We start from the raw sequence: 22375 nt of genomic DNA on the forward strand, positions 1-22375 counted from the left end.
CCCTTACGGTACGATCGAGCGCGACTGCAGCCCGCGCGACCAGTCGAGCGCCGCGGCCATCGAGGGTGACATCGAGGCGGCGAGCATGTTCTCGATCATCGCGGTCTTCTCGATGATCTGGACGATCGCGGTGATGCGCGCCTGTCCGTTAGCCTGCCGATGCGCGAGCTGGTTGCGCACCTCCGCCACTTGCGCGCGCCACAGCGCGAGCTTCGCTTCGTCGGCGGCAATGAAACTGGCCATCGAGCGGCCCGCTTCGGAGACGATCCGCTCGAGGATCGCGTGGAGCAGATCGATGCTCGCGACTTCGGCAAGAGTAGCGCGGTCATCGGTCGCCATGCCGCGTCCGAACGCCGCCTGCACGGTGAGGATCTTGTAGAGCGGCAGCGACGCGACCTGGAGCAGTTCCTTTTCGGCCTCGCCGATTGCGGTGTCGGTGCGGATTGCGTCGACCATGTTGCCGATCATCAGAGCGACGCGCGGGCGGATCGCCTTCGCGCTGGCAAGGCTCAGCTGCTGGAAGCTCGGATTGAGGCACTGGTCGGGCTCGTCGCACTGAAACACGCGCACGCTCTGACCCTGCGTCCCGTCGAGCAGCGCGGTCACCAGCGTCGACGAGGCGTCGCCCGCAAAGGGCACGAGCCTGCCGGGCTCATCGTCCTTGGGCGGCACGTAGATGACCGTTCCGATCAAGGTCATCGCGTATTCGGCGAGCTCGCGGTCGAAGGTGCCGCCGGGATTGAAGAAGGCGCTCTGCTTGAGGACATGCCAGGTGTAGTTACGAGGCACACCGGGATTGACGTCGGCGAAGTCCTCGCTGCCGTTCTCGTTGGTCGAGGCGCGCTGCCCGCGGGTGCCGCAGCCATGCTTGGCCGCGGCATAATCGGTGAAGATGCCTTCGGAATTGCCGATCGCTTCGCAGATCGCCTTATCGGCAAGATCGCCCTTCGGCCACACGCCCCCGACCAGGCCCTGCGCCATTTCGCAGGAGTTGATCGACAGCTCGTTCATGAGCTGCGCCTTCTGGCTGAACTCCTGCATGATCTTGTTGCACTCGGGGCAGATCGTATCGATCGCGAGGCTGAAGGCGAAGCCGACCGCGTTGTTCGCGACCGCCTTCAGCAGCGCGACCATCTCGCTGGCGTTGATGAACGAAAAGGAGCCGGCGAAGATGTCGATCCCGCCGCAGCCGGCCCGCGCCCGCGGCAACTGGAGATTGGCGATGTTGGTCGTCTTCTGCGGAAAGCGCGTCCAGACATTGCCCATGCTGTAGTAACCCGCCGACTGGCCTTCGAAGGCGGTCGGACCGGTGACGTTCGCCGCCCCGCCCATGTCATCCATGAACCGGTCCATGCTGTCGCCGACGTTTGCCGATGCGGGGGCTACAAGCGGGGCGGCGACCATGCTCGTGGCGGCCAGCGCAAGCGCAAGGGTTCTGAGCCTAGTAATCATGTCCGGCTTCCTTCGAGGTGAGGAGATAGATGCGGTCCTGCAGCTCGTCGGCCGAGAGCACGCCGTAGCCGATCGGGATCGGGCGCTTCCCGACGCTGTCCCACAGCACCACCGCCGGGGTGATCCCGGGCTCGAGCCCCATGCGCGGCCGCTGGCCCTTCTCGACGCTATAATCCGGGAAGTGCCGCGACGGCCCGCCATCGGTCGAGATCGCACGCACGGTGATGCGCCAGCGTGACGCGACCGCCTTGACGATCGGGCTCATGACCTCGCAGGCGCCGCAGGTCTGGGCGAAGAAGTAGAACAGGCCGTAGCGCTCGGAGAGCCGGGCCATAGCCAGGTCGCGCTCGGCCGCGCGGGTATCCTGCCACTGTTTCTTGGCGAGCGCGCCAACAGGACGTTCGAGCGTGTAGTCGAGCGCCGGATCCTGCCACAGCGCGCGCTGCCAGACGTCGGAGAACAGCGAAGCGCGGTCGAGCTGTTCGCGCTGGAAGCGGATGTAGGCGGCGACATTATCGGGCGTGGGGCGAAGAATCGCCTGCGCCTTCAACTCGCGTAAGGTCCCCGTGATCGCGTCGAGCTCTTCCGCGGCACTCGTCGAGGCCTGCGGCGGCGGCTCTGCCTCGCGAGGCGCGGGCGCAGGCCTCACGCAGTAGAACCAGTACCCGAGCTTGCGCTCTGCGCAGTAGAGCGCGTCGGCCGCGTCGCTTGCGGGACCTGCGTCCTGCGCCGCCAGCGGGCCAGCCATGCACAAGCCTGCAGCCGCGCAGAGCGCGAGTTTGATGGCGCCGCGCATCACTGTGCTTCCCTTGCGTAGTAGTCCTGGATCTTCTGCTGGATGATGGTGCTGGTCTCGAGCTCGCCCGGCAGACGCGCGGCGTCGGTGAACTCGGCATAGACTTCGGAGAAATCCATCTGGCTGAGGTCGAGCCGCGCGAACTCGTCGAGCGTGAAACCCGTGCAGGTTTCGGTCTTCGGCTTGCCCCAGGGCTTGGGCAGCTGGCGCCGACCCTGCTCCTGCAGAATGCGCGAGAGCTTGGACTCAAAGCAGCAGTAGACCTTCTTCTTGGTCAGACACACGCCGAGGAAGCTGTCGGAGCAATAGGTGCCGACATAGGCGCAGAGGCCCTGCGCATCGCGCTCGTGCAGCAGGACTTCCTCGCGATCGCAGCCGAGCGCCACCAGCAGGCTGATCCCGGGGATGAGCGGGAATCCCTTGCCCTTGCAGCAGTTGAGCACGCCGAAGACCTTCGACGAGCAGGTGTTGCGGGTTCCGCGAAACAGCGTCAGCGTTTGCGGGTCGAACTGCCCGCGCGCCTCGTTCATCGCGTGAAGCGCGGTCACCGCATCCTTGAACTCGTCATTCGCTTTGCGCTCGATCGTCTCGCAAGAGCCGTCGATGCAGTAGACGTCGCCGTCGCAAACATATTGCGTGCCATCCGCTTCGCTGGCCGGCAGCGGGCATTCGTAGACGCGCTCCCAGGTCTCGCATGCTTCTTCGCCGCTCAGACACTCCTCACGGACGAAGCGGCAGCTTCCCTGGTCCTCGAGCGCAGAGCAGTCGCTGGCGGCGCTTCGGGTGACGCAGCTGTAGCTGCGCTGCCAGGCCCAGCAGGGCCGGGTGACCGCGACGCCGTCCACTATGCGCGTCTGCGGATCGCTGTCGGTGCAGATCTCCGCGTCGAGCGTGCAATCGCCGTTGCTCGCGAAACCGGCGCACTGGCTCTCGTCGGGGGCGGCAGCTACATCCGTTGTGCTTGTGACTGCATAGGGTGTCCGGCCCGACACCGGAGCGTGGCAGGTCATCTCGGTCAGCGGTTCGCCCGGTTCCGAGCAGAACCGCGTGTGCCCATTGTCGAACCATTGCAGGCAACGACCCTCGCGCTGGCCGGTCGCGCGGCAACTCGCGCCGGCGAAATCTTCGCAGACAGGCTCGCCCGAACTGTTGAAGTCGTCGAACCTGCTGCAAAGATAGTGATACTGCGGCCGCCGGGAGACGCGTGCGACGAGCGGAACCGCGCATTGACCGGCGCTCTGGTCGATCCGGGTGCCCGTATTGCAGGTCGCGAAGTATGTTCCTGCCGATCCCGCACCGGGCGGAAGCGGCACGCAGGAACCCTGCGCACCCCCGACCGCCATACCGCTGGTGTAATCGAGCGGGGTCTCGCTGATTATCCGGCTGCGCGCCAGCATGTCGGAGATATCCTGCGCGTCGAACTCGGCGCGGGTGGTCATGCTGTCGCGGATCGTGCGCAGCGCCGGGTTCGTCGTTGCATTGGCGCGTGCGCGAGCCTCGATCTGGTCGGGGTTTTGCGCCAGGTCCTGCAGGCCGCGCGTCGCCTGCGGATCGTAATTGGGTACGCGGCTTGCATCGACCGGCGCCGAAGCCGCGTCGCGCGCGCTTTCGAGCAGGTCGCGTGCTGTCTGCTTGCCGTCGGCCCTGGCCGCCTCGGTGGTCTGGGCGGTGCTCGCGTCCGGCACAGCAAGCATCAGCGCGAGCACAGCGGCAATCATCCGCGTCATGGCCGGCCTCCTTCGAGGCGGGCGAGGTGGAGGCTGGCAAGCGCCGCGCCGGGCCCGCCGCCTCCGGCGAAGGTTTCGAGAACATGGGCGACGCCGACATTGCCCGCGATGCGGTCGTGCGGCGGGACCGCGCTCCTGCAGTCGAACCCGTCGCACGGGCTGAAATCGGTGCTGAGCATGACGAAGCTCGGCGCGGCCTTTATGTCGAAGGCGCGAAAGAGCCGCGGATCGATGCCGAGCGAGCCTGATTCGCTGCCGTCGCTCCAGATCGCCGCGAGGCGCTTCTTGAAGCCTTCGCTGTCGCCCTGCGGAAAGCCGCGCAGCACCGTGACCCCGCCCGCGCGGCGCATGTCGCGCACCAGCGCCTTGAGCGCTTCGGGCGGCATCGACAGCGAGACAAAGGCGATGAAGCGCGGGCCTTCGCTCAGCGATGCCGCCTCGGCTTGCGCGTGGGCACGGACCATGGCGTCAAAGTCGAGTGGATCAGCAGTGAGATCGGTGCCGACGCTTTGAGCATAGGCTGCACGGTTGGCCTGCGCGCCGTCTTGCGTGCTGCGGGCATCCTCGGCGAGCACGTCTGCCCGCTCGCGCACCGCGGTGGCCAGCGCCTCGGCATCGCCGGCGTGCTCGGAGGCGCGCGCACGGATCGCATCGAGATCGAGGTCATCCGATGCGCTCTGCGCGAGCGCCAGGCCGCCAAGCGAAATGGCGAGGACAAACGGGACAAGAAGGAGGGGTTTGTTCATAGCGCGCAGCAGTTCCTCTTGCGCCAGACGAGGTAACCCATGTCCTCGCCGATGGCGGGGACGACCTGTCCGGGCTCCTGGAGGGTGGTGGAGGTGCCGATCGGCGGGCAGGCGTAGCGCCCGCTCGTCGCCGGATTGGGATTGGTGGCCTGGAAGCGGTATTGCTGCTTGCGCATCACCGGCATCAGGTATTTACCGCACAGGCCCTTGGAGCCCATCGTGCCCCACGAGACGAGCTCGCGGTGAAGCTTGTAGGCGAACCGCGAGAGCACGAGCCGCGAGGCTTGCACGTGCCCGACAGAGGCCGAGACGTTGCCGTTCATCGGATACATCGACCCCTGGCAGCCCGCGCACCAGAACATTTCATCGATGGGGAGTTTGGCGGTCGCCGCCGCGCAGTCGGCGGCGCAGGCGGCCAGCGCCAAGGGATTGGCGAACAATACTGCTTCGGGATTGATGATCGCGGTGAGCTCGCTGTCCTGCCACAGCGGATCGATCTCGGAGATGTAGAGGATGTCGATCGAGCCCGGCTCGAGGCACAGGAAATCGGCGACGATCTCCATCCAGTAGATCAGCGGATAGGCGTACCAGTGGACGTGCCAGCTCGAATAATACTGGCTCGCCCCGCCGATCGCCGAAGGCCCGGAGATCGAACGAAAGCCTATGTCGAAGCCGGGATCGAGCTTCATCCCGCCGAGATTGACGAAGCACCAGGGCTTCATGCTGACGTCGGCGAGCCGCACCGGCTCCCAGAACCCCATCGCGATGCCGGGCCTCACGCCGCACAGGCACAGCGGCAAGTCGGGGTTGTCGGGATCGGGGCGGTTCGAAGGCCAGATCTCGAGCCCACCGACCGAGATCGGGAACAGGCACGACCAGCAGATGTCGGTGATCGGGTTGACGAAGCTGCCGGTGCACTTGCCCGGCCCCGCATCGGCCGCGGCGGGCGCCGCCAGAGCCAGCGACAGGGCAGCGAGCAGGAAGGTCGCAAGCTTGCGGATAGGTGTCATCGCGCCGGCTCCTTCTTCGCGGCAAGTGTGATCTCGCTCACGGCGAGCAGGCGGCCCTGCTGGCGCACGCGCGCGGGCACGGCCCTGATGCCGAAGCGCTCGGTGAGCTTGCCGCCCTGGTCGAAATAGAAGCGGCGCTGGCGGGCCTTCATCAACTCGAGCGGTGCGCCGCTGACCAGGATCAGCTTGGCCTGCCGATCCTGTTTGAGCGCCCAGGCGACCTGCGCCGCGTCGTCGCCGTCGAGGAACAGGAGGTCGGCGCGCAAGGCAACGCTGTCGAGCGGGTTGACCCTGGTGCCCGCGGCATGGATCAGCTCGCCCTTCGCGCCCCTGATATCGGCGGCGAGCGTGATCGTCGGATCGAAGGACCAGCTGCGATCATCGACCGCGCGCGCGATTCCGGCGACCGGCTCGGGTCGGTTGACGCGCGCCACGGTGCGCCGCTTCAACTGGTCGTTGAGCCTCGCAGTCTCTTCCGATTTTTCCATCGCGACGAGGCGCGACTGGATCTGCTCGAGCAGATCGCGCTCGATCACCGGAAAGACCGCGCCCTGCTGGCCGTAGTCGCGCGCCTGCGCGGCAGTCGGCAGAGCAAGAGCGATGGTCAGGACAAGCGCGAGCCGGATCACAGGATCGCCCTCCCGCTGCCGAGGATCTGCCCTGCACAGACGAAGCCGATCGCGCCGTAGCGGCTGTCGAGCCCGCGCGGATGATCCGTGCCTGTGTAGTAGCAGTTTGCTGGGATCGTTCCTGCGGGACCGCGCGTCAGCGGAATGCCGAGGCGGGTCACGGCAAGGCGCGTCGCAATTTTCTTGCCGTTGACGAACACGTCCATGCCTTCGTGGCTCACGACATCGCCGGGCAGACCGAGCACGCGTTTGCCGAACATCTGCGGGTCGGGTCCGAAATGGGTCTCGACCAGCGTGCTCGGCGGCGGCTCGAAGAAGATCAGGCTGCCGCGCTCGATCGGTGCGCGCTTGTCCAGCCAGAACGCCCAGTTGGGCAGGCTCGGGCTCGCGTTGAGCAGCAGAGCGTGATCCTTGCTGAAGGCGTCGAGCGGCGCCCAGGCCAGCGGCAAGGCGAACAGCGCGCAGAGGATCAGCGGGCGGCGCCAGTGAATGGCAGGACGCATCATCGGCGCGGCTCCTGCTGGAGCTTACCGGCAATCCGCCGCTCGAGCTCGGGCGTGGCGTCCTCCGCCGCGCCCGCGAGCACCGCCTCGGCAACCAGCACGACCCGTCCATCGCGGCCCATTTCGGCCACCGAGGCTTCGGCGGCCTGCAGGTAGGCAAGGCTCGCCGCCTGCACCGCCTGCGGCTCGGCATCGGCGCGAGCCGCTTCGTCGACGAACTTCCCGATGGTTTCGGCGAGACGGACAGTGACGATCCGCGGGCTCGCGTCCGTGGTTATCTCGCGTGTGACCCACGCGGCCCAGAGCAATGCGCCGGCAAGGCCGAGCGTCGCTAGGACGCCGAGCGTCAGCCTGGGGTGGGGAATCCGCAGCCTAGTCATGACGCCCGTCTCCTTCTGCGAGGCGGCGCTCGAGCCGCCGGAGGAAGGCCGGCAGGCGGAAGAGGGCGTATCCGCCCGCGGCGAACAGGAACGCGACCTTGAGGTCCTGGCTGAAGAAGTGCCGGGCGACCGGCTCGGCGAGCCGGTAGTGATCGGCAAGATTGCCGAGCTGCGCGAACAGCAATCCTAGATCCCACCCCGCGAGGAACAGGAACACGAACAGCGGCAGTCCGAGCACGACGAGCACGATGTTCATCGCAAATCCCGCCGCCTCGATCAGCACGAGGCACGTGCCCTGCGCCAGCGACCTCGTATCGATCTGCCTTGCTCGGCCTTGCCCGCTTGCAATGCGATCGAGCGGCGTTTCGTAGTCGAGGGCCATCATGCGGCTCCTCGGGCCGAGCCGGCGATCCCCGCGACCTGGCCGATCGCCTTGTCGAGCGGCATGCCGTCGGCGACGTGCTTGTGGATCGCGGCATAGGTGTCGGGATCGGACGAGAAGATTGTCGCCGAGAACGGGTCGAGCACGAGCCGGCCGACCGCCTCGATCTCTGGACCCTTGATGTAGACCTCGCTGTATTCGGTGCCCGAGCGCTTGAGACTGCGGATCAGCGTCTCGGTGCGGTCGTCCATGTCGAGCCGCGCTTCCTTGCGGAAGTCGGCGATGGTCTCGGCCTTCTGCTGAAGCACCAGCATCCAATCGCTGTTTTCGAGCGCGGCGCGCGCGCCGTCCGACTTGTAGTAGTCGTTAAGCGATTGCGTGGCGGTGGCGAGAGCGCCGCCGTACTTGCGTGCGGTGCGGGCATAGGTCTCGACGAACTCGCCCATCGAGCCGCCCTTGAGCATGGCCCAGGCCTCGTCGATCAGCAGCAGCTTCTTCGTCGAGCGCGAAGAGCGGGTCATCGCCTGACCGGTCATGAACATGATCGCCGAAAGGACCACGCTCCGCAGCTCCTCGCGTGAAGCAAGATCGCTCATCTCGAAGACCGTGAAATCGTCCTCAAAGGCGAAGCTCGCCTTGCCGGAAAAGAACCCGGCATAGCTGCCGCCGCGGCAGAACGGACCGATCGCGGTCGCGAGCTCCCTGCCGGCCTCGTTTGTTGTCGAGTGGAGCGCATGCGCGACATCGTCGATGCTGCCGCCGCTGCCGAGGCTGTCCCAGACCTGCGTGATCGCGCGGTCGATCAGGCCTCGCTCGGTATCGCTCGGCGCCGTGCTCGGGCGTGCCATCTGCCCGACGATCGCCTTGATCATCGCGAAGCAGTCGAGCCGGTAATCCTCGTCGCTTTCGGCACGCGCATCGTCGACCATCGAGAACGGGTTCAGCGAGAAGCCCGAGGCGAGCGTGAACTCGACGAAGCGGCCACCCTGGAGCTTGACCGAATGCTCGAAGCTGCGGCCATCGTCGATCACAACGACCTTGGCGCCCGCGCCGCGCAGCGCCGCGCAGAGCTCCTGCAGCAGCACCGACTTGCCCGAGCCCGACTTGCCGCAGATCGCGATGTTGTGGTTGCCCGCGCGGTTCTCGAAGGGCGACCAGAAGAAGGGCTGGCCGCGCCGTCCGACGAGCAGCAGATGCGGGATGTCGCTGCCGAGATATTCGCCCTGCATCGGCGCAATGTTCGCGGCGGTGGTCGAGAGCATGGTCTTGAGGCGCTTGAGCCGTGTCATGTCGCTTGCGAGGCCGTCGGCAAGGCTCAGCGGGAAGGCGGCGATCAGCCCTTGGAGCTGAAGGAAGCGCTCGTCGGCGAGGTCCCAGCCCGCCGCCTTGTAGATCGCCTTGACCACGCGCTCGTGCGTGTCCCCCTGGCCGAGCGGCGAGATCGTGGTCAGGCCGTAGAACAGCTTGACCAGCTTCTTGCCCGCCTGGAGTTCTGCCTGGACATGGCGCCATTCGGCCGATTGCTCGCCGAGCCTGGGCAGGAAGCGCGCGCTCTTCGTATCCGACAGGCTGGTCGTGCGCATGAACTTGTAGCCCGCGCGCGCGGCGGCCGCTTCCTGGTCGGGATAGACTAGGCACAGCATTGTCGCGGTGGGGCACGGGAAACGCAGCTTGTCGGTGAACATGTCGCCGATCAGACGCGCGCATTCCCACGGCGCCCAGCGCTCGGGCGTCGAGCGTACGGCATAGTGGCGCAGATCGAAGCGGTCGGGATAGCATTCGCCGACCTGCGGCACGCCATCGCGGTCGCGGCCGGTCTCGCGGAAGCGCTCGGTGCGCAGGATCAGGCGGTCGTCTTGGACCTCCAGCTCGATGTCGCGGCGGATTGCCTGGACGTCGAGCGTCTCGTGGCGGTTCCAGCCTATCCGGTCGGGCTCGCGCGCCGTGGTCGGCGAGGTCAGCTCGTCGATCAGCGACAGCAGGCCGTGCGGCTCGAGGCTCGCCGCATGGAGCCCGAGCGAATGGAGCATGCCGAGGAGGCCCTCGCGGCATTCGGTGAGTTCGCTGTCGCTGACATTGCCCGGTACCGGCACGCCCAGCGACAGGATCAGCCGAGTGGCGCGCGCGTGGAACGGCGCATGCGCCGAACCCGATTGCCAGACCAGATCGTAAAGGCGCTGCGTGCGCGCCCGCGCGATCGCCTCGTAGATGCCGCCCTGCTCGTAGCGCGGGGCGAACCAGGGACCGACCACCGAGCCGATCCGCGGACTGGCGAAATTGAGCACCTGCAGGCAGGCGCCCGCCGGCATGCCTTCGGAGAAGAACTGCCCGAGAATCTCTCCGGTGCGCTCGTCCGCGCCCACGAGCGGGGTGACTTCGAGCACGAAACCCTTCGAGGCGCGGTTACGGTAGAGGCCGGTGCGCTCGTCATAGACCCGGTAGGGCAGCCAGTCCGAAAGCATGTCGAGCATGAGCGGCGCGCGGGCGTGCTCCGCGCGGTCGGTATCGGCGAACAGGCCGGAGAGGACCGCGTCGCGCGCGGCGCCAAGCGAAAAGCTCACTGCTGGTCTCCTTGATCTGGGGTGGGTTGGACAAGCGAATGGGGCACCCGGCCGGGGGAGGCGTTACGACCGGGTGCCACGGCGTCCGGCGCATCTGCGCCGGGTATCGCCGGACCGGGCTGCGAGGGGAGGAACAGCTGGTCCGGCAATTCGGGGAAGGTGGGGTTTTGGGAATTCTCGGGCTCCGGCGCGCGGGCAACCGCCTGGCCGATTGCGCGCAGCAGCTCGCCGGTTCCGCTCGGCTGCCGCCAGCCCGGGTTCGCCGGCTCTGGCAGCACGACCTGGACCACGCGGGCCTCGTGCTCGCGTCCGGCTTCGTCGCGGTGCGCGGCGAGCACGATGCGCAGACTGCGACCCACGGACGTCCGGCCCTGTGCGGAAGAGACGGGCAGCGTCTCCTGACCGGCAGCCACGCCGGTCGCCTGCGCGTCGATCAGCGAGGTCGGGGCGCAGGTGCCTTCGGGCGCGCGGCACGCGAAGTTGCCCTCGACGTTGCCGCCGAGCGTGGCGCAGCCGGCGAGAAGCGATGCCGGGACAATCCCGCAGGCGAGGTTGCGGATGGGCGCGCTCATGACCGCGGCCCCTTTTCTCCCGCGGCGAATGCTCGCAGCGTCTCGGCATCGCGGAAGCCGTGGAGCACCGCGCCGTCGCGGCTACGTACAATGACCGGCGTACCGGCAAAGCCGTTGGCCTTCGCAAAAGCTTCGTTGGCATCGAGCGCGCTGGCTTTGGCGCAGGATTTGCCGCTGGCCTGCAACTCTCCAGCATAGGCCGCGTGGAGCGCCTTTTCAGGATCCTTCGCGCAGAGCACCGTCTCGGAGAGTTGCCGGCTCGCCGCACCGAAAATCGAGATCGGGCGCTCCTCGACCTGGACCTTCGCCTTGATGAGTTCACCCGCAAGGCGCTGGCAATAGCCGCACTGGAAATCTGAGAAGACCACCAGCCTCGCGCCTTTCGGGTTGCCCCAGCGGATTGCGCCCTCGGCGGGCAGGCTCGCCAAGTCGACTTTAGCCGGCGCAACGCTCGAAGCGGTCTCGTTTTGTTCTGAACGTGCCCGGGCGCCGCCCGCGGCGAGCAGATCGGGATTGAGCTCGAGCAGCCGCGCGGCGGTAACATCGCGCCGCTCTTCCATGTCGTAGAGTCGGCCCACGAAAAGGTAGCGCGCGGTCTCGTCAATATAGAACAGCGTGTCGCCCGAGACGACCTCGCACCACGGGCCGAGCGTGTCGCAGGTCAGCGCATCGACCGGTGTTTTCGGGAGGCGCAGCTTGAGTGCAGCGGCGACGTCGCTTGCGAGACCGGCCGCATTGGCGGGAAGCGCGGTGACGGCGGCGACGCCGAGCGTCAGCACCGTGGCGGCGCCGGTCATCGCAAGCGCGACATGGGCGGCGCGGGCTTTCAGGCCCGGCCGGGCGTGAGAAAAATTCATGTTACTTGGTGCTCCTGACATGGACGCCGTCGAGGAAGACGATCTCGACCTCGATGCCGGTCGGCATCTCGACGACGGGTTGGTATTGTTCGGCGCGTTCGATGAGGTAGCGGCTGACCGTGTCGGCGGCGTCACCCGCGCCCTGGCCGAAACCGCCGGCAAGAATGTCGGTCGGCGAGAGCGCCTCGCGCTGGCCATTGGCGCCGACCTGTCCGGTGAAGATGCCGTTGGCGTTGGCGGAGAAGCCGCGCCCGAAGCCGCCGACGATCCCAGCAAGCAGCGCCTGACCGACGAGGCTGCCTTCGCGGCTGACCACGCGGCCGCGCACCCCGGACTTGCCGGCAAAGGCGATGAACCCCTTGACCTCGCTCACCGCGTAGCGGCCGCCGGGCTGCGCACAGGTCATCCGCGCGAGCTTGACGTAGACCTTCTCGGCCGAGAGATCGCCGCGCGCCGCGCCGTTGACGAGGCACCCGGTGAGGTCGGTGGTAAGCAGCCGCTTGCCGCTGACGACCGAGCGTGCGGGACCGGTTATGCGCAGCACGACGGGCAGCGGATCGGTCTGGCTGGCGACGCCGGTCGAAGCATCGACCCCGACGATTACCCGCGCCGGGGCATAGGAATTGGGCGGCAGGTAATCGCGGCTCGCCTCGAGCATCAGCGCAGGCGAGCGTTCGGCCGCCGGGCGGCTCTTTGCCTCGCCCGCTTCGCCGAAGCTGAGCGTGCTGAGGCCTCCGCTCTGCGGACCGGGTGCGAGCGCGTCGCCCTGTTGAGGCCCCCGTTGCGGCTGCGGCGGCGTGACCCCTGGGCCATAGGTCGGCGGCGGCGCGGCCGGTGCCGGTGGTTCGGCCTGGCGAACCTGCTGCAGCTCGCCGCGCAAGGCGGCGTTCTCGGCCGAGATCGCAGCGATCGCCGTCTGGCCATCGCTGCGCATCTGCGCGTTTTCGGAGCGCAGCGCTTCGAGTTCCTGCTCGATCGCGGGCCGCGGCACTTGCGTTTCCTGCAGATCCTTGATCGCGCGGCCCTGCGCATCGAGCCGGTTGCCGTAAGTGGCGACAAACTCGCGCTGCGATAGGTTGCGGTTGACGAGACCGCCGGTGTCGATGGTCGCCGCGCCCTCGGCCGCGGCGCCGTCATCATCCTCGCCGCCGAAGACGATCCACGACCCGCCGATCAGGACGAGCGCGCCGATACCTGCGAGCAGCAGCTTCTGGCGCCTGGCGATCTGGGTGTTGAGGGTCCGCCGGCCTTCGGCATGACCGCTGTCGTGCGGCGCGCGTTCGGGCGTCGTCTCGGATGCGTCGGCCATCACTCGAGACCTCCAGTGCTGAAGACAAGGAAAGCGCTGGTCGCTTCGCCGGGAGGCAGAGTGTCGCGGCCATAGGCGAAGGCGAGCGCGCCCCCGGGCGCCTCGCGCTCCTCGCCGAGCGCGAGCGGCTCCTTGCCCATGTTGCGGATGAGGAAGCGCTGACCGGTCAGCGCCGCCCCGTCGTACTGCGCAACCTGCTGAACCTCGATGGCGCCGGTGCGGCGCGGCCGCGACAGTTCGGCGCGCGCCGAGAAGCCGGGCAGCACCCCGTCGCTCGCCATCGCCTCGATCAGACGGATGGCGGCTTCGTCCTGGCCGCTTTCCTGCTCCCATTCGGCCGCCTCGCTGCGAACGAGCGCCGGATTGGTGATGAACAGCTGGCCCGCTTCCACGCCGCCGAGGCGGCAGGCGAACCGGTAGACGTAGCCTGCCTTGCTGGTGGTGAAGAAGCTGATCTTGTCCGACGCGAACTGCGGCGGCACCGAGATGTAGATGTCGCCGCGCACCGGCTCGTGGGTCACCTGAAAGTCGTTGTAGGGGAAGCCGCTGGCGATCTTCGAGACATTGGCGAACCCGTCCTCGACCAGTGCGATGCGGGTCAGTTCGCCGCGCGCGAGCTCGCAGTCGATCGTCGCGTTGTCCGCCGCCTCGACGAACTGATCGGCATGCGCGGGAACCGCGACCAGCGCGAAAGATGCCGCCACGAAGGCCGCGCCGATTGCGCGCAGGCCGCTGTCGGGAACCCGGGTCGCGCCGATGCAGAAACAGGCAAGGCCGGTCCCGGCGAGTGCCGCGCTCAGCGGCGTTGAAAAGAGGCTCATGATGGCTGCTCCTCGTCTGTGGTAATTTGCTCGAAGCCGGTGAGGCCGAGCGAAAGCCCGCGCTTCGCCCAGGCAAAGCGGAAGGTCCGTTCCTGGCTCGCAATCACCTGCGCTCCGACGAAGGTCTTGAGCGTGCCGGTGACGGTTGCGGTGAGGCTCTTGGTATCGACCACCATCGAGCGGATCACGAAGGCCTGGCTGACGTCGGAGCCGCGCTGCTCGTCGACGATCTTGACCAGATCGGCCTTGAGGCGGCCGTGCGCCGCCGGATCGGCCACTTTGAGGATCTGCTCCATCCAGTAGTCGAGGCTTTCGGGCGAGCGGTTCAGGAGCATCAACGCGGTGTCGCGGGTGACGAGCTCGAGGTAATGCGTATCGATCCCGCCGCTCGAGACGGTCAGCGTCTCGGCGGTGACCGGAACGAGAACGACCTGCTCGTCGCGGGTGATCGCTGCCCCGATCCCCAGCACGCTGGTCGCTGCCAGAATGGCGCTCAGTCCTGCGAAGCGGTTGCGCTGGGCGAGATATCGCTGCGCCTGCGCATGTGCGAATTCGGTTTGCATGTCTGTCCTCCCCTCACCCGGCCAGCAGGCGGCAATGGGAGGGCGGCGTGGCTTTCAATCCCAGGAAGCTCCCGGGCAGATACCAGTAGGCAGCATGCACCAGTTTCGACCCAGCATTGCCTGCCTTCGCCTTCCGCAGGGCGAACCAGGTCACGACCGATAGGCCCGTGCCGATGATGATGTGCTGCGCGAGAATGCCCCAGGCGAACGGGACGAGAAGTCCCGCGAACTCGTCGATGGTCCAGAAGCCGATGAGCTCCGGATCGTCGAGCCGCCGTGGAACAAGGTATCTGTCGGCCATGATGCCGCCCTCCTGCCGAGTGACCGCTGTCAGATGACCGCGGTCACGACCGAGGTGACGATCGGCACGCCGGTGCCGACGCCGATCCCAACACCCACCGGCACCGCCACCTGGCCGAGCGCAAAGCGCCCCGAGGCCAGCGCGATGAGGCCGCCGGCAAGCGACATCACGGTGATGATCTTGCCGCCCGAACCTTCGAGGAAGTCGGTGAACTTCTGCAGCGCCGGATCGAAGGTGGTGTCCGCGCCGGCATAGGCGGCGCCGGCGCAGGCGAGCGCTACGATGGCGGGAAGAATGTAGTCTCGTGCCCGGGGGCGGGCGGCGCTGAGCGGCTTGGTGATCATCGGGAGGAACTCCGGCAAAGTTGAACATCGAACCAGCGAGCGTGTTCGCTGTATGTTCATTCCTCGCCGCGAAGCTGGGGTGTAGGAAATGGCCGAGTGCGCTTCGGCCCCATCGACCAAGCGAAAAGCGACGTGGACGAGGGACCGGGTCGGGTTTCGCGCTGGTCGGGCGACCAGGTGCGCCAACCTGGCTGCCTTCTGCGCGCGGTCTACCGCGCATTGCGATCCGTCAGCCGGGATCTGCGCGAATCATCATAGGAAGCTGATTCGATCCTTCCTCTATGTTCTCTTCTTGTTCTTTTCGTTTTCCTACAGCCTTCCTTCGCGGCTAGCCCTCGAGTCGATCACCAACTCGCGAAAGGATTCGTCGATGACAAACATGGCGCTCTTTGCCGAACAGCAGGTTCGCGCAGACCTCGCCCAGTTGCTGCTCGCAGCAGTCGAAGCCAGCGGCCGGACGCGCTGCGACATTGCGCGCGTCGCGCAGATTCATAAGGATGCCCTGCGCCGTGTTCTGGCAGGCGAGCGCTCCGCCAGCCTGGGCGAGGCCCTGCGCATTCTTGCCGCGAGCGGCGTTACCCCCCAGGCCCACATCCTGCTGTTCCTCGTCAGCAGCGGCGATCATGCTATTGCCTGGCTGCAATCGGATCTCGCGCAGTTCTTCGAGGACTTCACCGGCGAGCTGCCATCTGCGCTCGAACGCGTCCTGGGCAACCAGGTCCACAATGTGAGGCCGCGTTGGGCCAAGGGCACGGCGCACCGCGTCGCCCGGCTCCTGTCCGACCATATCGAGGAACTCGAACGCAGGGATGCGCTGCTTGGTGACGGTTTCACCTCGAGCCAGGGAGGCCATCATGGGTGAGGCGATCGATCCTGCAGCGCCTGAGCCGCGCAAGGTCCCGCGCCTTATCCGTCTCCCTGAAGTCAAGCACCGGGTCGGACTGGGCAGGTCGACGATCTACCGCTGGATGGCCGAGGGCAGGTTTCCGAAACCGGTGCAGCTTGGCGGCTATGTCGTGGCCTGGGTAGAAGAGGATGTTGAGAACTGGATCGAAACAGTGAGATCCTGATCGGGATCTTCTCGATGCCGGTTTTTGTACCCATAGTCGCTGAAGCAACGATCTATCCTTCCAGCCATCCTGACACGGAATTCGACGGCCGCCATTCTTGGTGGTTGAAAAAACGGGCTGTTCTGCGCTAGGGAGCGCCACATCTGATGACTCGCACCTATCGCCATCTTGTCCTGCACCCCTTGGCCGTCCTGCTGATGCTGGTCGCGATGGTAGTCGCGACCGCGGCGGATGCGGCCACCTGTGGGACCGAGGTGGCGCCGATCGGCTCGGTTGAGGCATCGGCTGCTTCGTTCGCCGAAGTCGAAGCGGCGGGCCATGAAGAACGTCGGGACGACCCGAATGCGCCTGCAGATCAGCACGGCATCTGCGGCCACGGTCACTGCCATCACAGCGCGAGTGTCACTGGAGAGATGCCGATGGACCGGGCTCCTGCCTCTGCGGTCATAGTGGTGCCCGCCAGTCCCATCGCTCTCTCTTCGGACGAGAACGCACGCCTGAGACGCCCTCCTCGCGCCTGACAAGACCAAACGCGCCGCTCCTGGCGGCGCTTTTCGGATTGTCAGCAGAGGAAGAACTCAAAACATGTCAGCCAGAAAATGGCGGGGCGCCCTTATCTCGGGGCTGGCCCTCGCCGCATACGCGATGCCTGCCGCGGCGCAGGAGCGCGAGCTTCTCTCGCTCGAAGAGGCCTTGAGCCGATCAGGCTTGTCCGAGAGTACCGCCGAAACGCAATCGAATCCTCGGATCGTCGGACCACGTGCCGACACCGAGGCAGCGCAGGCGCTGGTCGGTCAGGCTCGATTGAGGCCAAATCCCGAGGTCTCGTTCGAGGTCGAGAACATTGCCGGAAGCGGCGCGTTCTCCGGGCTGAGTGCAACCGAATACACACTTTCGGTCGGACAGCGGCTCGAGCTTGGCGGTAAGCGCAGCGCTCGCGTCCAGGCTGCCGAAGCCCAGGCGCAACTTGCGAACGTTCGGGCTGATCTGGCGGAAGCCGAGCTCGGCTTTCTGGTGCGTGAGCGCTATGTAGTTGCCGCGGCGGCAGCGTCACGGGTAGAGCTGGCGCTCGACATCGTCGAGAGGAATGTCGAACTTGCCCGAATAGCTGGCGTGCTCGTCGAGGTCGGCCGGGAGCCACCGCTCCGGGGATTGCGCGCCCAGGCGGCACTGGCCGAAGCGCGAGCGGAACTGCAGGCTGCCGAGGCAGCCAGTCTGGCCGCGCGCACCGCGCTTGCAGCGCTCTGGTCGGATGAGGGTGCTCCGCCGGTAGTTCCGAGCGACTTTCCCGACATCGTGCCGCCAAGCACAGTTCTGGTCTCTACGACGGGGCTTCAACTGCAAGCGGCGCGTGCCGAAAGCCGGGCGGCCGAAGCCGAGATCGACCGCGAGCGCAGCTTGCGCGTTTCCGACCCGGTGGTCTCTGCCGGTGTGCGGCGCTTCGAGGAAACCAATGACAATGCGTTTCTCGTCGGCGTCTCCATCCCGCTTCCCTTCGCCAACCGCAACCAGGGCAACATCGCCGCTGCCGAGGCGCGGCTGCGTGCGGCCAATGCCCGCGAGGCGATAGCGCTTGCCGATTTCGAACAGGCGGTGACCCGCGCCCGGGCGCAATACCTCGCTGCCGAAGCGCGCGTCGAAACACTTTCCGCAACGTCACTCCCCCAGGCCGAGGAAGCGCTGCGGCTTGTCCGCATCGGCTATCGCAATGGCCGTTTCCCGCTGATCGAGGTCCTGAGCGCCGCAGAAGCGCGCGACGATATCCGCGAGGCCCTGATCGCCGCGCAGGAAGACCAGGGACAAGCTGCCGCCGAGCTCATCAGGCTGGCCGCACAATGAGGAATATCTCCATGAACCGCAGAAAACTGGCGATCATCGCCGGGATTGCCATTCTCGCTGCAGCGCTGCTGCTGTTCCTCTGGCCTGACGACGAAGGCGACACGCACGCCGAGGGCGGGGTGCACGCCGGAGAAGAAGCGAGTGAGTCCGAACTTCCCGAAGGACTGGTCCTCCTTGCCGAAGAGCAAATCCGCGCCGCCGATATCGAGCTCGCCACCGTCCAGACCGGCGCTGCGGTCGAACTCGTTTTTCCGGCCACCGTCGCGGCGAGCCCGTCTGCGAGCGCGCGGATCGATGCACGGGCATCGGGCGTCGTGCGCAGCATCGGCAAGACGCTCGGCGATTATGTCCGCCAGGGGGAAACAGTGGCACGCATCGAAAGCGCCGATGCTGCAGCGCTCGCCTCGCAGCTGAGTGCTGCCCGCGCGCGCGTTACCGAGCTTTCGGCCGCTTACGAGCGCGAGCGCCGCCTGTTCGAGGCCAATGTAACCGCGCGGCAGGACCTCGAGGCCGCCCGCGCCAATCTCGATGTTGCCCGTTCCGAACTGAACCGCGCCCAAGCCGCGGTCGCCGCTGCTGGTGTCAGCGGCGATGGTCGTTCGCTCGCCGTAACAAGCCCCCTTTCAGGGCGCGTGACGGCAGCTCCGATCGTGCTCGGCTCCTTCGTCGATGCGGGCGAGGAGCTCTATCGCGTTGTCAATCCCAACGGCATGCAGGTTGAGGTCGCCCTGCCGTCGGAGGATGCCGCACGTATCCAGCCTGGCGACGAAGCGGCGCTAATCGTTGGCGACGGCCGCGAGATCGGCGCGCGTGTACGGTCGGTGACGCCTTCGCTCGATCCTGAGAGCCGCAGCGCGACTGCGGTGCTTACCCTGGCACGTCCGATCCCCGGCCTCCAGCCGGGCGCCTTCCTTCAAGCGCGGATTCGTCCCTCCGGCGAAATCGACCAGACCCGCATCGCTGTGCCCGAAGACGCAGTGCAGGTGCTCGAAGGACGCGACGTCGTCTTCGTGCGGACGCAGCGCGGGTTCCAGGCACGGGAGGTGCAAACGGGCAGCCGTTCCGCAGGGATGGTGACCATTCTTTCGGGTCTCCAGCCCGGATGGCGCATCGCCACCGACAACGCCTTTCTGCTGAAGGCCGAGCTCGAGAAGGAGGGCGCCGAACATGGCCATTGATCAAACCACCTCACCCGCGGCCGTTGACGCGCACGAGGAAAGCCATCGTCACGGCGTGATCGGAATGGTTCTCGACGTTGCCGTGCGCTTTCGCTGGGCGATCATCGTCCTGACTGTATTCGCCGCGATATACGGCGCATTTAACCTGTTGCGGCTGCCGATCGACGCCGTTCCCGACATCACCAATACCCAGGTACAGATCAACACCAGCGCACCCGCGCTCTCGCCTTCGCAGGTGGAGACACAGGTGACTTTTCCGATCGAGACCGGGCTCGCCGGGATCGAGGGGTTGGAGATGACCCGGTCTATATCGCGCAACGGCTTCAGCCAGGTAACCGCGATCTTCGAAGAAGGGACCGATCTGTACTTCGCGCGCCAGCAGGTCAACGAACGCCTGGCGCCGATCGGAGCATCGCTGCCCGAGGGCGCTGAGCCCACCATGGGTCCGATCTCCACCGGCCTAGGCGAAGTGCTGATGTACACCATCGAGTACGAGCATCCCGGTGGGCGGGGAGCACGAACCGGCGGACGTACCGGCTGGCAGGCCGATGGCAGCTTCATCACCGAACGCGGCGATCGGCTCCAAAGCGAGGTCGCCAAGGCGGCCTATCTGCGCACCGTGCAGGACTGGGTTGTTGCGCCGCTGATGCGATCGATCGATGGCGTGGCCGGGGTCGATTCGATCGGCGGCTTCGAAAAGCAGTTTCTCGTTCAGCCCGATCCGGCTCGCCTAACCGGTTATGGTCTGTCCTTCGATTCTCTTATCGACGCGCTCGAAGCGGCCAATCTTGCAGCGGGAGCGAATTTCGTCGACCGCGCCGATGAAGCTCTGCTCGTCCGCGTCGACGCCCGTCTTGGCGGCATCTCGGATATCGAGGAGGCGGTCGTCGCCACCCGTGAGGGCGTGCCCATTCGCATCGGCGACGTGGCCACTGTCGAAATCGGGGGCGATCTCCGGACCGGCGCCGCATCGCTGAACGGCGAGGAGGCCGTTGTCGGCACGGTTCTGATGCGCGCTGGTGAAAACAGCAGAACAGTCGCGGCCGGCGCTGCCGAGCGGCTCGAGGAAGTTCGCGCATCGCTTCCGGACGGCGTGGTAGCCGAGATCGTCTACAACCGTTCGGCGCTCGTCGACGCGACTATCGCGACGGTCGAGAAGAACCTTCTCGAAGGCGCTCTTCTCGTCATTGCCGTGCTGTTTCTTCTGCTCGGCAACATCCGCGCCGCGATCATCACAGCCCTCGTCATCCCGATATCGATGCTCATGGCTGCGATCGGCATGAACCGGCTGGGCGTCTCCGGCAATCTGATGAGCCTCGGAGCGCTCGATTTTGGCCTGATCGTGGATGGCGCGGTCATCATCGTCGAGAACAGCGTCGCCCGTCTGGCCACGCGGCAACATCGCGAAGGGCGCTTGCTAACCCTGGGCGAGCGACTGACCGAAACACGGCTTGCCGCGCAGGAGATGATCAAACCGACCGTCTACGGACAGGCGATTATCTTCCTCGTATTTGCGCCGCTCCTCACTTTCACCGGAGTCGAGGGCAAGACGTTCTCGCCCATGGCGATCACGATGATGCTCGCGCTGGCTTCGGCTTTCGTTCTGTCGCTGACATTCGTGCCGGCGATGATTGCGGTGCTGCTCAACAAGAAGCTTACCGAGACGGAGGTAAAGCCGATCCGGATCGCCAAGGAGCGCTACGGGCCGGCGCTGCGAAAGGCGATTGCGCGTCCGTGGCCCGTCATTGGTGCCGGTGTCGGCGTATTCGCCGTGGCGGCATTCATATTCGGCTTCCTCGGCAGCGAGTTCACCCCGCAGCTCGACGAGACCGATCTCGCGGTGCAGTCGCTGCGCATTCCCTCCACGTCGCTCGAGCGCTCCCTGGCCATGCAGCGAAGGGTGGAAGACCGGTTGGAGCAGTTTCCGCAGGTTGAACTGGTGTTCTCCCGGACGGGAACGGCCGAGGTCGCCAGCGATCCGATGCCGCCCAATGCCTCGGATGCCTACGTCATGCTGAAGCCTCGTGAAGAATGGCCCGATCCGGACCTGTCGAAAGATGCGCTCGTTGCCGAAATGGAAGAAGCGCTCGGCGGTCTGATCGGCAATCTCTATGAGTTCAGCCAGCCGATTGAGCTGCGCTTCAACGAACTGATCGCCGGTGTGCGCGGCGATGTGGCGGTCAAACTCTATGGGGAAGACCTCACTGCGTTGACCGAAGCGGCGGGCGATGTCGCGGGCGTCCTGCGCGGCGTCGAGGGCGCGGCAGATGTGAAGGTACAGCAGGTGACGGGCTTTCCGACCCTCGACATCGCCTTCGATCGGCCGACCATCGCACGATATGGGCTGTCCGTAGAAGACGTCGCCCAGTCGGTCGCCATCGCACTCGGCGGGCGACCTGCCGGTCTGGTCTTCGAAGGCGACCGAAGGTTTGAGGTCATCGTTCGTCTGGAAGCTGCGGCGCGTGACGATTTCGACCAGCTCGGGGCCCTCCCGATCGTTCTCGAAAACGGCGTCACTGTTCCGCTGCGGGCGCTCGCCGATTTCCGCGTGGTCGACGGCCTTGCTGAAGTGCGCCGTGAACAGGGGCGCCGGCTGGTGATCGTCTCGGCCAACGTGCGCGAACGCGATCTCGGCTCCTTCGTGGAAGAGGCCCAGGAAGGGGTCGCTGCACAGGTCGACATGCCGCCTGCCTCGTTCATCGAATGGGGTGGCCAGTACCAGAACCTGCAGGCAGCGCAGGCACGGCTCGCAATCGTCGTGCCTCTCTGCTTTGCGCTCGTCCTGCTCCTGCTGTTCATGGCGCTTGGCGGTTGGGTTCCGGCCCTGGCGGTGTTCAGCGCCATTCCGATGGCGCTGGCGGGCGGCATCTTCGCACTCGCGCTGAGGGGACTGCCGTTCTCGGTCTCGGCGGCGGTGGGTTTCATCGCGCTTTCGGGCGTGGCGGTGCTCAACGGCTTGGTGATGATGACGGCGATCCGGCAGCGCCTCGAGAAAGGCATGGACCTAGAAGAGGCGATCGAGGACGGCGCCCTGGCACGCATGCGCCCCGTGTTGATGACCGCGCTGGTCGCTTCTCTTGGCTTTGTGCCGATGGCAATCGCGACCGGAACCGGCGCCGAAGTGCAGCGTCCGCTGGCTACCGTGGTCATCGGCGGGCTGATCACCGCAACGATCCTCACCTTGTTCGTTCTGCCTGCAATTGCGCGGCTCGTGCTGCATCGTCCCGACGACGAACGCAGCTGGCGCGAAAAGTGGTGGGAGCGACTGCGCCGCAACGTCACGCGGGAGGAACGCGACGAATTGCGGGAGGTTACATAAAGGAAAGGGTTCTCAA

Annotated in this window: 23 protein-coding genes; 6 read left to right on the top strand and 17 right to left on the bottom strand. The window is 66.4% G+C overall.

Annotated elements, in window-relative coordinates:
• Positions 1-3: 3 nt before the first annotated feature.
• The 17 genes from H7V21_RS10620 to H7V21_RS10700 are packed head-to-tail and all read right to left on the bottom strand — an operon-like array spanning position 4 to position 14953.
• Positions 4-1452 (bottom strand): conjugal transfer protein TraH, encoded by a 1449-nt coding sequence (locus tag H7V21_RS10620; RefSeq protein WP_188053691.1) that lies wholly within the window; start codon positions 1450-1452, stop codon positions 4-6.
• The gene (locus H7V21_RS10625) at positions 1442-2200 is read right to left on the bottom strand and encodes a conjugal transfer protein TraF (RefSeq protein WP_262504089.1); all 759 of its coding nucleotides are present in this window, start codon (positions 2198-2200) and stop codon (positions 1442-1444) included. The genes H7V21_RS10620 and H7V21_RS10625 overlap by 11 nt, the downstream gene beginning before the upstream one ends.
• A 47-nt stretch (positions 2201-2247) precedes the next feature.
• Positions 2248-3975: a conjugal transfer protein TraN gene (locus tag H7V21_RS10630; RefSeq protein ID WP_188053695.1), complete on the bottom strand. Its 1728-nt coding sequence runs from the start codon at positions 3973-3975 to the stop codon at positions 2248-2250.
• A complete protein-coding gene (trbC, locus tag H7V21_RS10635; RefSeq protein ID WP_188053697.1) occupies positions 3972-4721 on the bottom strand; it encodes a type-F conjugative transfer system pilin assembly protein TrbC in 750 nt (249 codons plus the stop codon). The genes H7V21_RS10630 and trbC overlap by 4 nt, the downstream gene beginning before the upstream one ends.
• On the bottom strand, positions 4718-5731 hold the full coding sequence (traU, locus tag H7V21_RS10640; RefSeq protein ID WP_188053699.1) for a conjugal transfer pilus assembly protein TraU: 1014 nt from the start codon (positions 5729-5731) through the stop codon (positions 4718-4720). Before traU ends, trbC begins: the two co-directional genes overlap by 4 nt.
• Complete coding sequence (gene traW / locus H7V21_RS10645; protein WP_188053701.1) at positions 5728-6360, bottom strand: type-F conjugative transfer system protein TraW; 633 nt, start codon at positions 6358-6360, stop codon at positions 5728-5730. The genes traU and traW overlap by 4 nt, the downstream gene beginning before the upstream one ends.
• Positions 6357-6863: a S26 family signal peptidase gene (locus H7V21_RS10650; RefSeq protein ID WP_188056493.1), complete on the bottom strand. Its 507-nt coding sequence runs from the start codon at positions 6861-6863 to the stop codon at positions 6357-6359. Before H7V21_RS10650 ends, traW begins: the two co-directional genes overlap by 4 nt.
• Positions 6863-7243 (bottom strand): TrbI F-type domain-containing protein, encoded by a 381-nt coding sequence (locus H7V21_RS10655; protein WP_188053703.1) that lies wholly within the window; start codon positions 7241-7243, stop codon positions 6863-6865. Before H7V21_RS10655 ends, H7V21_RS10650 begins: the two co-directional genes overlap by 1 nt.
• The gene (locus H7V21_RS10660) at positions 7236-7628 is read right to left on the bottom strand and encodes a hypothetical protein (RefSeq protein WP_188053705.1); all 393 of its coding nucleotides are present in this window, start codon (positions 7626-7628) and stop codon (positions 7236-7238) included. Before H7V21_RS10660 ends, H7V21_RS10655 begins: the two co-directional genes overlap by 8 nt.
• The gene (gene traC / locus H7V21_RS10665) at positions 7625-10186 is read right to left on the bottom strand and encodes a type IV secretion system protein TraC (RefSeq protein ID WP_188053707.1); all 2562 of its coding nucleotides are present in this window, start codon (positions 10184-10186) and stop codon (positions 7625-7627) included. Before traC ends, H7V21_RS10660 begins: the two co-directional genes overlap by 4 nt.
• Positions 10183-10758, bottom strand: a complete 576-nt coding sequence (locus H7V21_RS10670; protein ID WP_188053709.1) for a hypothetical protein — start codon at positions 10756-10758, stop codon at positions 10183-10185. Before H7V21_RS10670 ends, traC begins: the two co-directional genes overlap by 4 nt.
• Positions 10755-11615 (bottom strand): DsbC family protein, encoded by an 861-nt coding sequence (locus H7V21_RS10675; protein ID WP_188056494.1) that lies wholly within the window; start codon positions 11613-11615, stop codon positions 10755-10757. Before H7V21_RS10675 ends, H7V21_RS10670 begins: the two co-directional genes overlap by 4 nt.
• A 1-nt stretch (position 11616) precedes the next feature.
• Positions 11617-12924, bottom strand: coding sequence for a TraB/VirB10 family protein (locus H7V21_RS10680; protein ID WP_188053711.1), 1308 nt, complete (start codon positions 12922-12924; stop codon positions 11617-11619).
• Positions 12924-13745, bottom strand: coding sequence for a type-F conjugative transfer system secretin TraK (locus tag H7V21_RS10685; RefSeq protein ID WP_188053712.1), 822 nt, complete (start codon positions 13743-13745; stop codon positions 12924-12926). Before H7V21_RS10685 ends, H7V21_RS10680 begins: the two co-directional genes overlap by 1 nt.
• Positions 13742-14308, bottom strand: a complete 567-nt coding sequence (locus H7V21_RS10690) for a type IV conjugative transfer system protein TraE (RefSeq protein ID WP_188053714.1) — start codon at positions 14306-14308, stop codon at positions 13742-13744. Before H7V21_RS10690 ends, H7V21_RS10685 begins: the two co-directional genes overlap by 4 nt.
• Before the next feature lie 13 nt (positions 14309-14321).
• Positions 14322-14609 carry a type IV conjugative transfer system protein TraL gene (traL, locus tag H7V21_RS10695; protein WP_057883310.1) on the bottom strand — a complete coding sequence of 96 codons (288 nt, stop codon included), beginning with the start codon at positions 14607-14609 and terminating at the stop codon, positions 14322-14324.
• Positions 14610-14638: 29 nt separating this feature from the next.
• Entirely contained in the window at positions 14639-14953 is a 315-nt protein-coding gene (locus H7V21_RS10700) for a DUF2523 domain-containing protein (protein WP_188053716.1), read from the bottom strand.
• A gap of 292 nt (positions 14954-15245) precedes the next feature.
• Here H7V21_RS10700 and H7V21_RS10705 point away from each other — a divergent pair, with 292 nt between their 5' ends.
• The 6 genes from H7V21_RS10705 to H7V21_RS10730 all read left to right on the top strand — a co-directional run bounded on the left by H7V21_RS10705 (position 15246) and on the right by H7V21_RS10730 (position 22359).
• Entirely contained in the window at positions 15246-15815 is a 570-nt protein-coding gene (locus tag H7V21_RS10705) for a hypothetical protein (RefSeq protein WP_262503826.1), read from the top strand.
• Positions 15808-16023 carry a helix-turn-helix transcriptional regulator gene (locus H7V21_RS10710; protein ID WP_188053718.1) on the top strand — a complete coding sequence of 72 codons (216 nt, stop codon included), beginning with the start codon at positions 15808-15810 and terminating at the stop codon, positions 16021-16023. The genes H7V21_RS10705 and H7V21_RS10710 overlap by 8 nt, the downstream gene beginning before the upstream one ends.
• Before the next feature lie 146 nt (positions 16024-16169).
• Complete coding sequence (locus H7V21_RS10715) at positions 16170-16544, top strand: hypothetical protein (RefSeq protein ID WP_188053720.1); 375 nt, start codon at positions 16170-16172, stop codon at positions 16542-16544.
• 64 nt (positions 16545-16608) lie between these two features.
• Positions 16609-17862, top strand: coding sequence for a TolC family protein (locus H7V21_RS10720; protein WP_188053722.1), 1254 nt, complete (start codon positions 16609-16611; stop codon positions 17860-17862).
• Between the two features lie 11 nt (positions 17863-17873).
• Complete coding sequence (locus H7V21_RS10725; RefSeq protein WP_188053724.1) at positions 17874-19040, top strand: efflux RND transporter periplasmic adaptor subunit; 1167 nt, start codon at positions 17874-17876, stop codon at positions 19038-19040.
• Between the two features lie 55 nt (positions 19041-19095).
• Positions 19096-22359, top strand: coding sequence for an efflux RND transporter permease subunit (locus tag H7V21_RS10730; protein ID WP_188056496.1), 3264 nt, complete (start codon positions 19096-19098; stop codon positions 22357-22359).
• Positions 22360-22375 lie beyond the last annotated feature (16 nt).

The organism is Sphingosinithalassobacter sp. CS137, assembly GCF_014334115.1.
In the GTDB taxonomy this organism is placed as follows: Bacteria; Pseudomonadota; Alphaproteobacteria; order Sphingomonadales; family Sphingomonadaceae; genus Sphingomonas.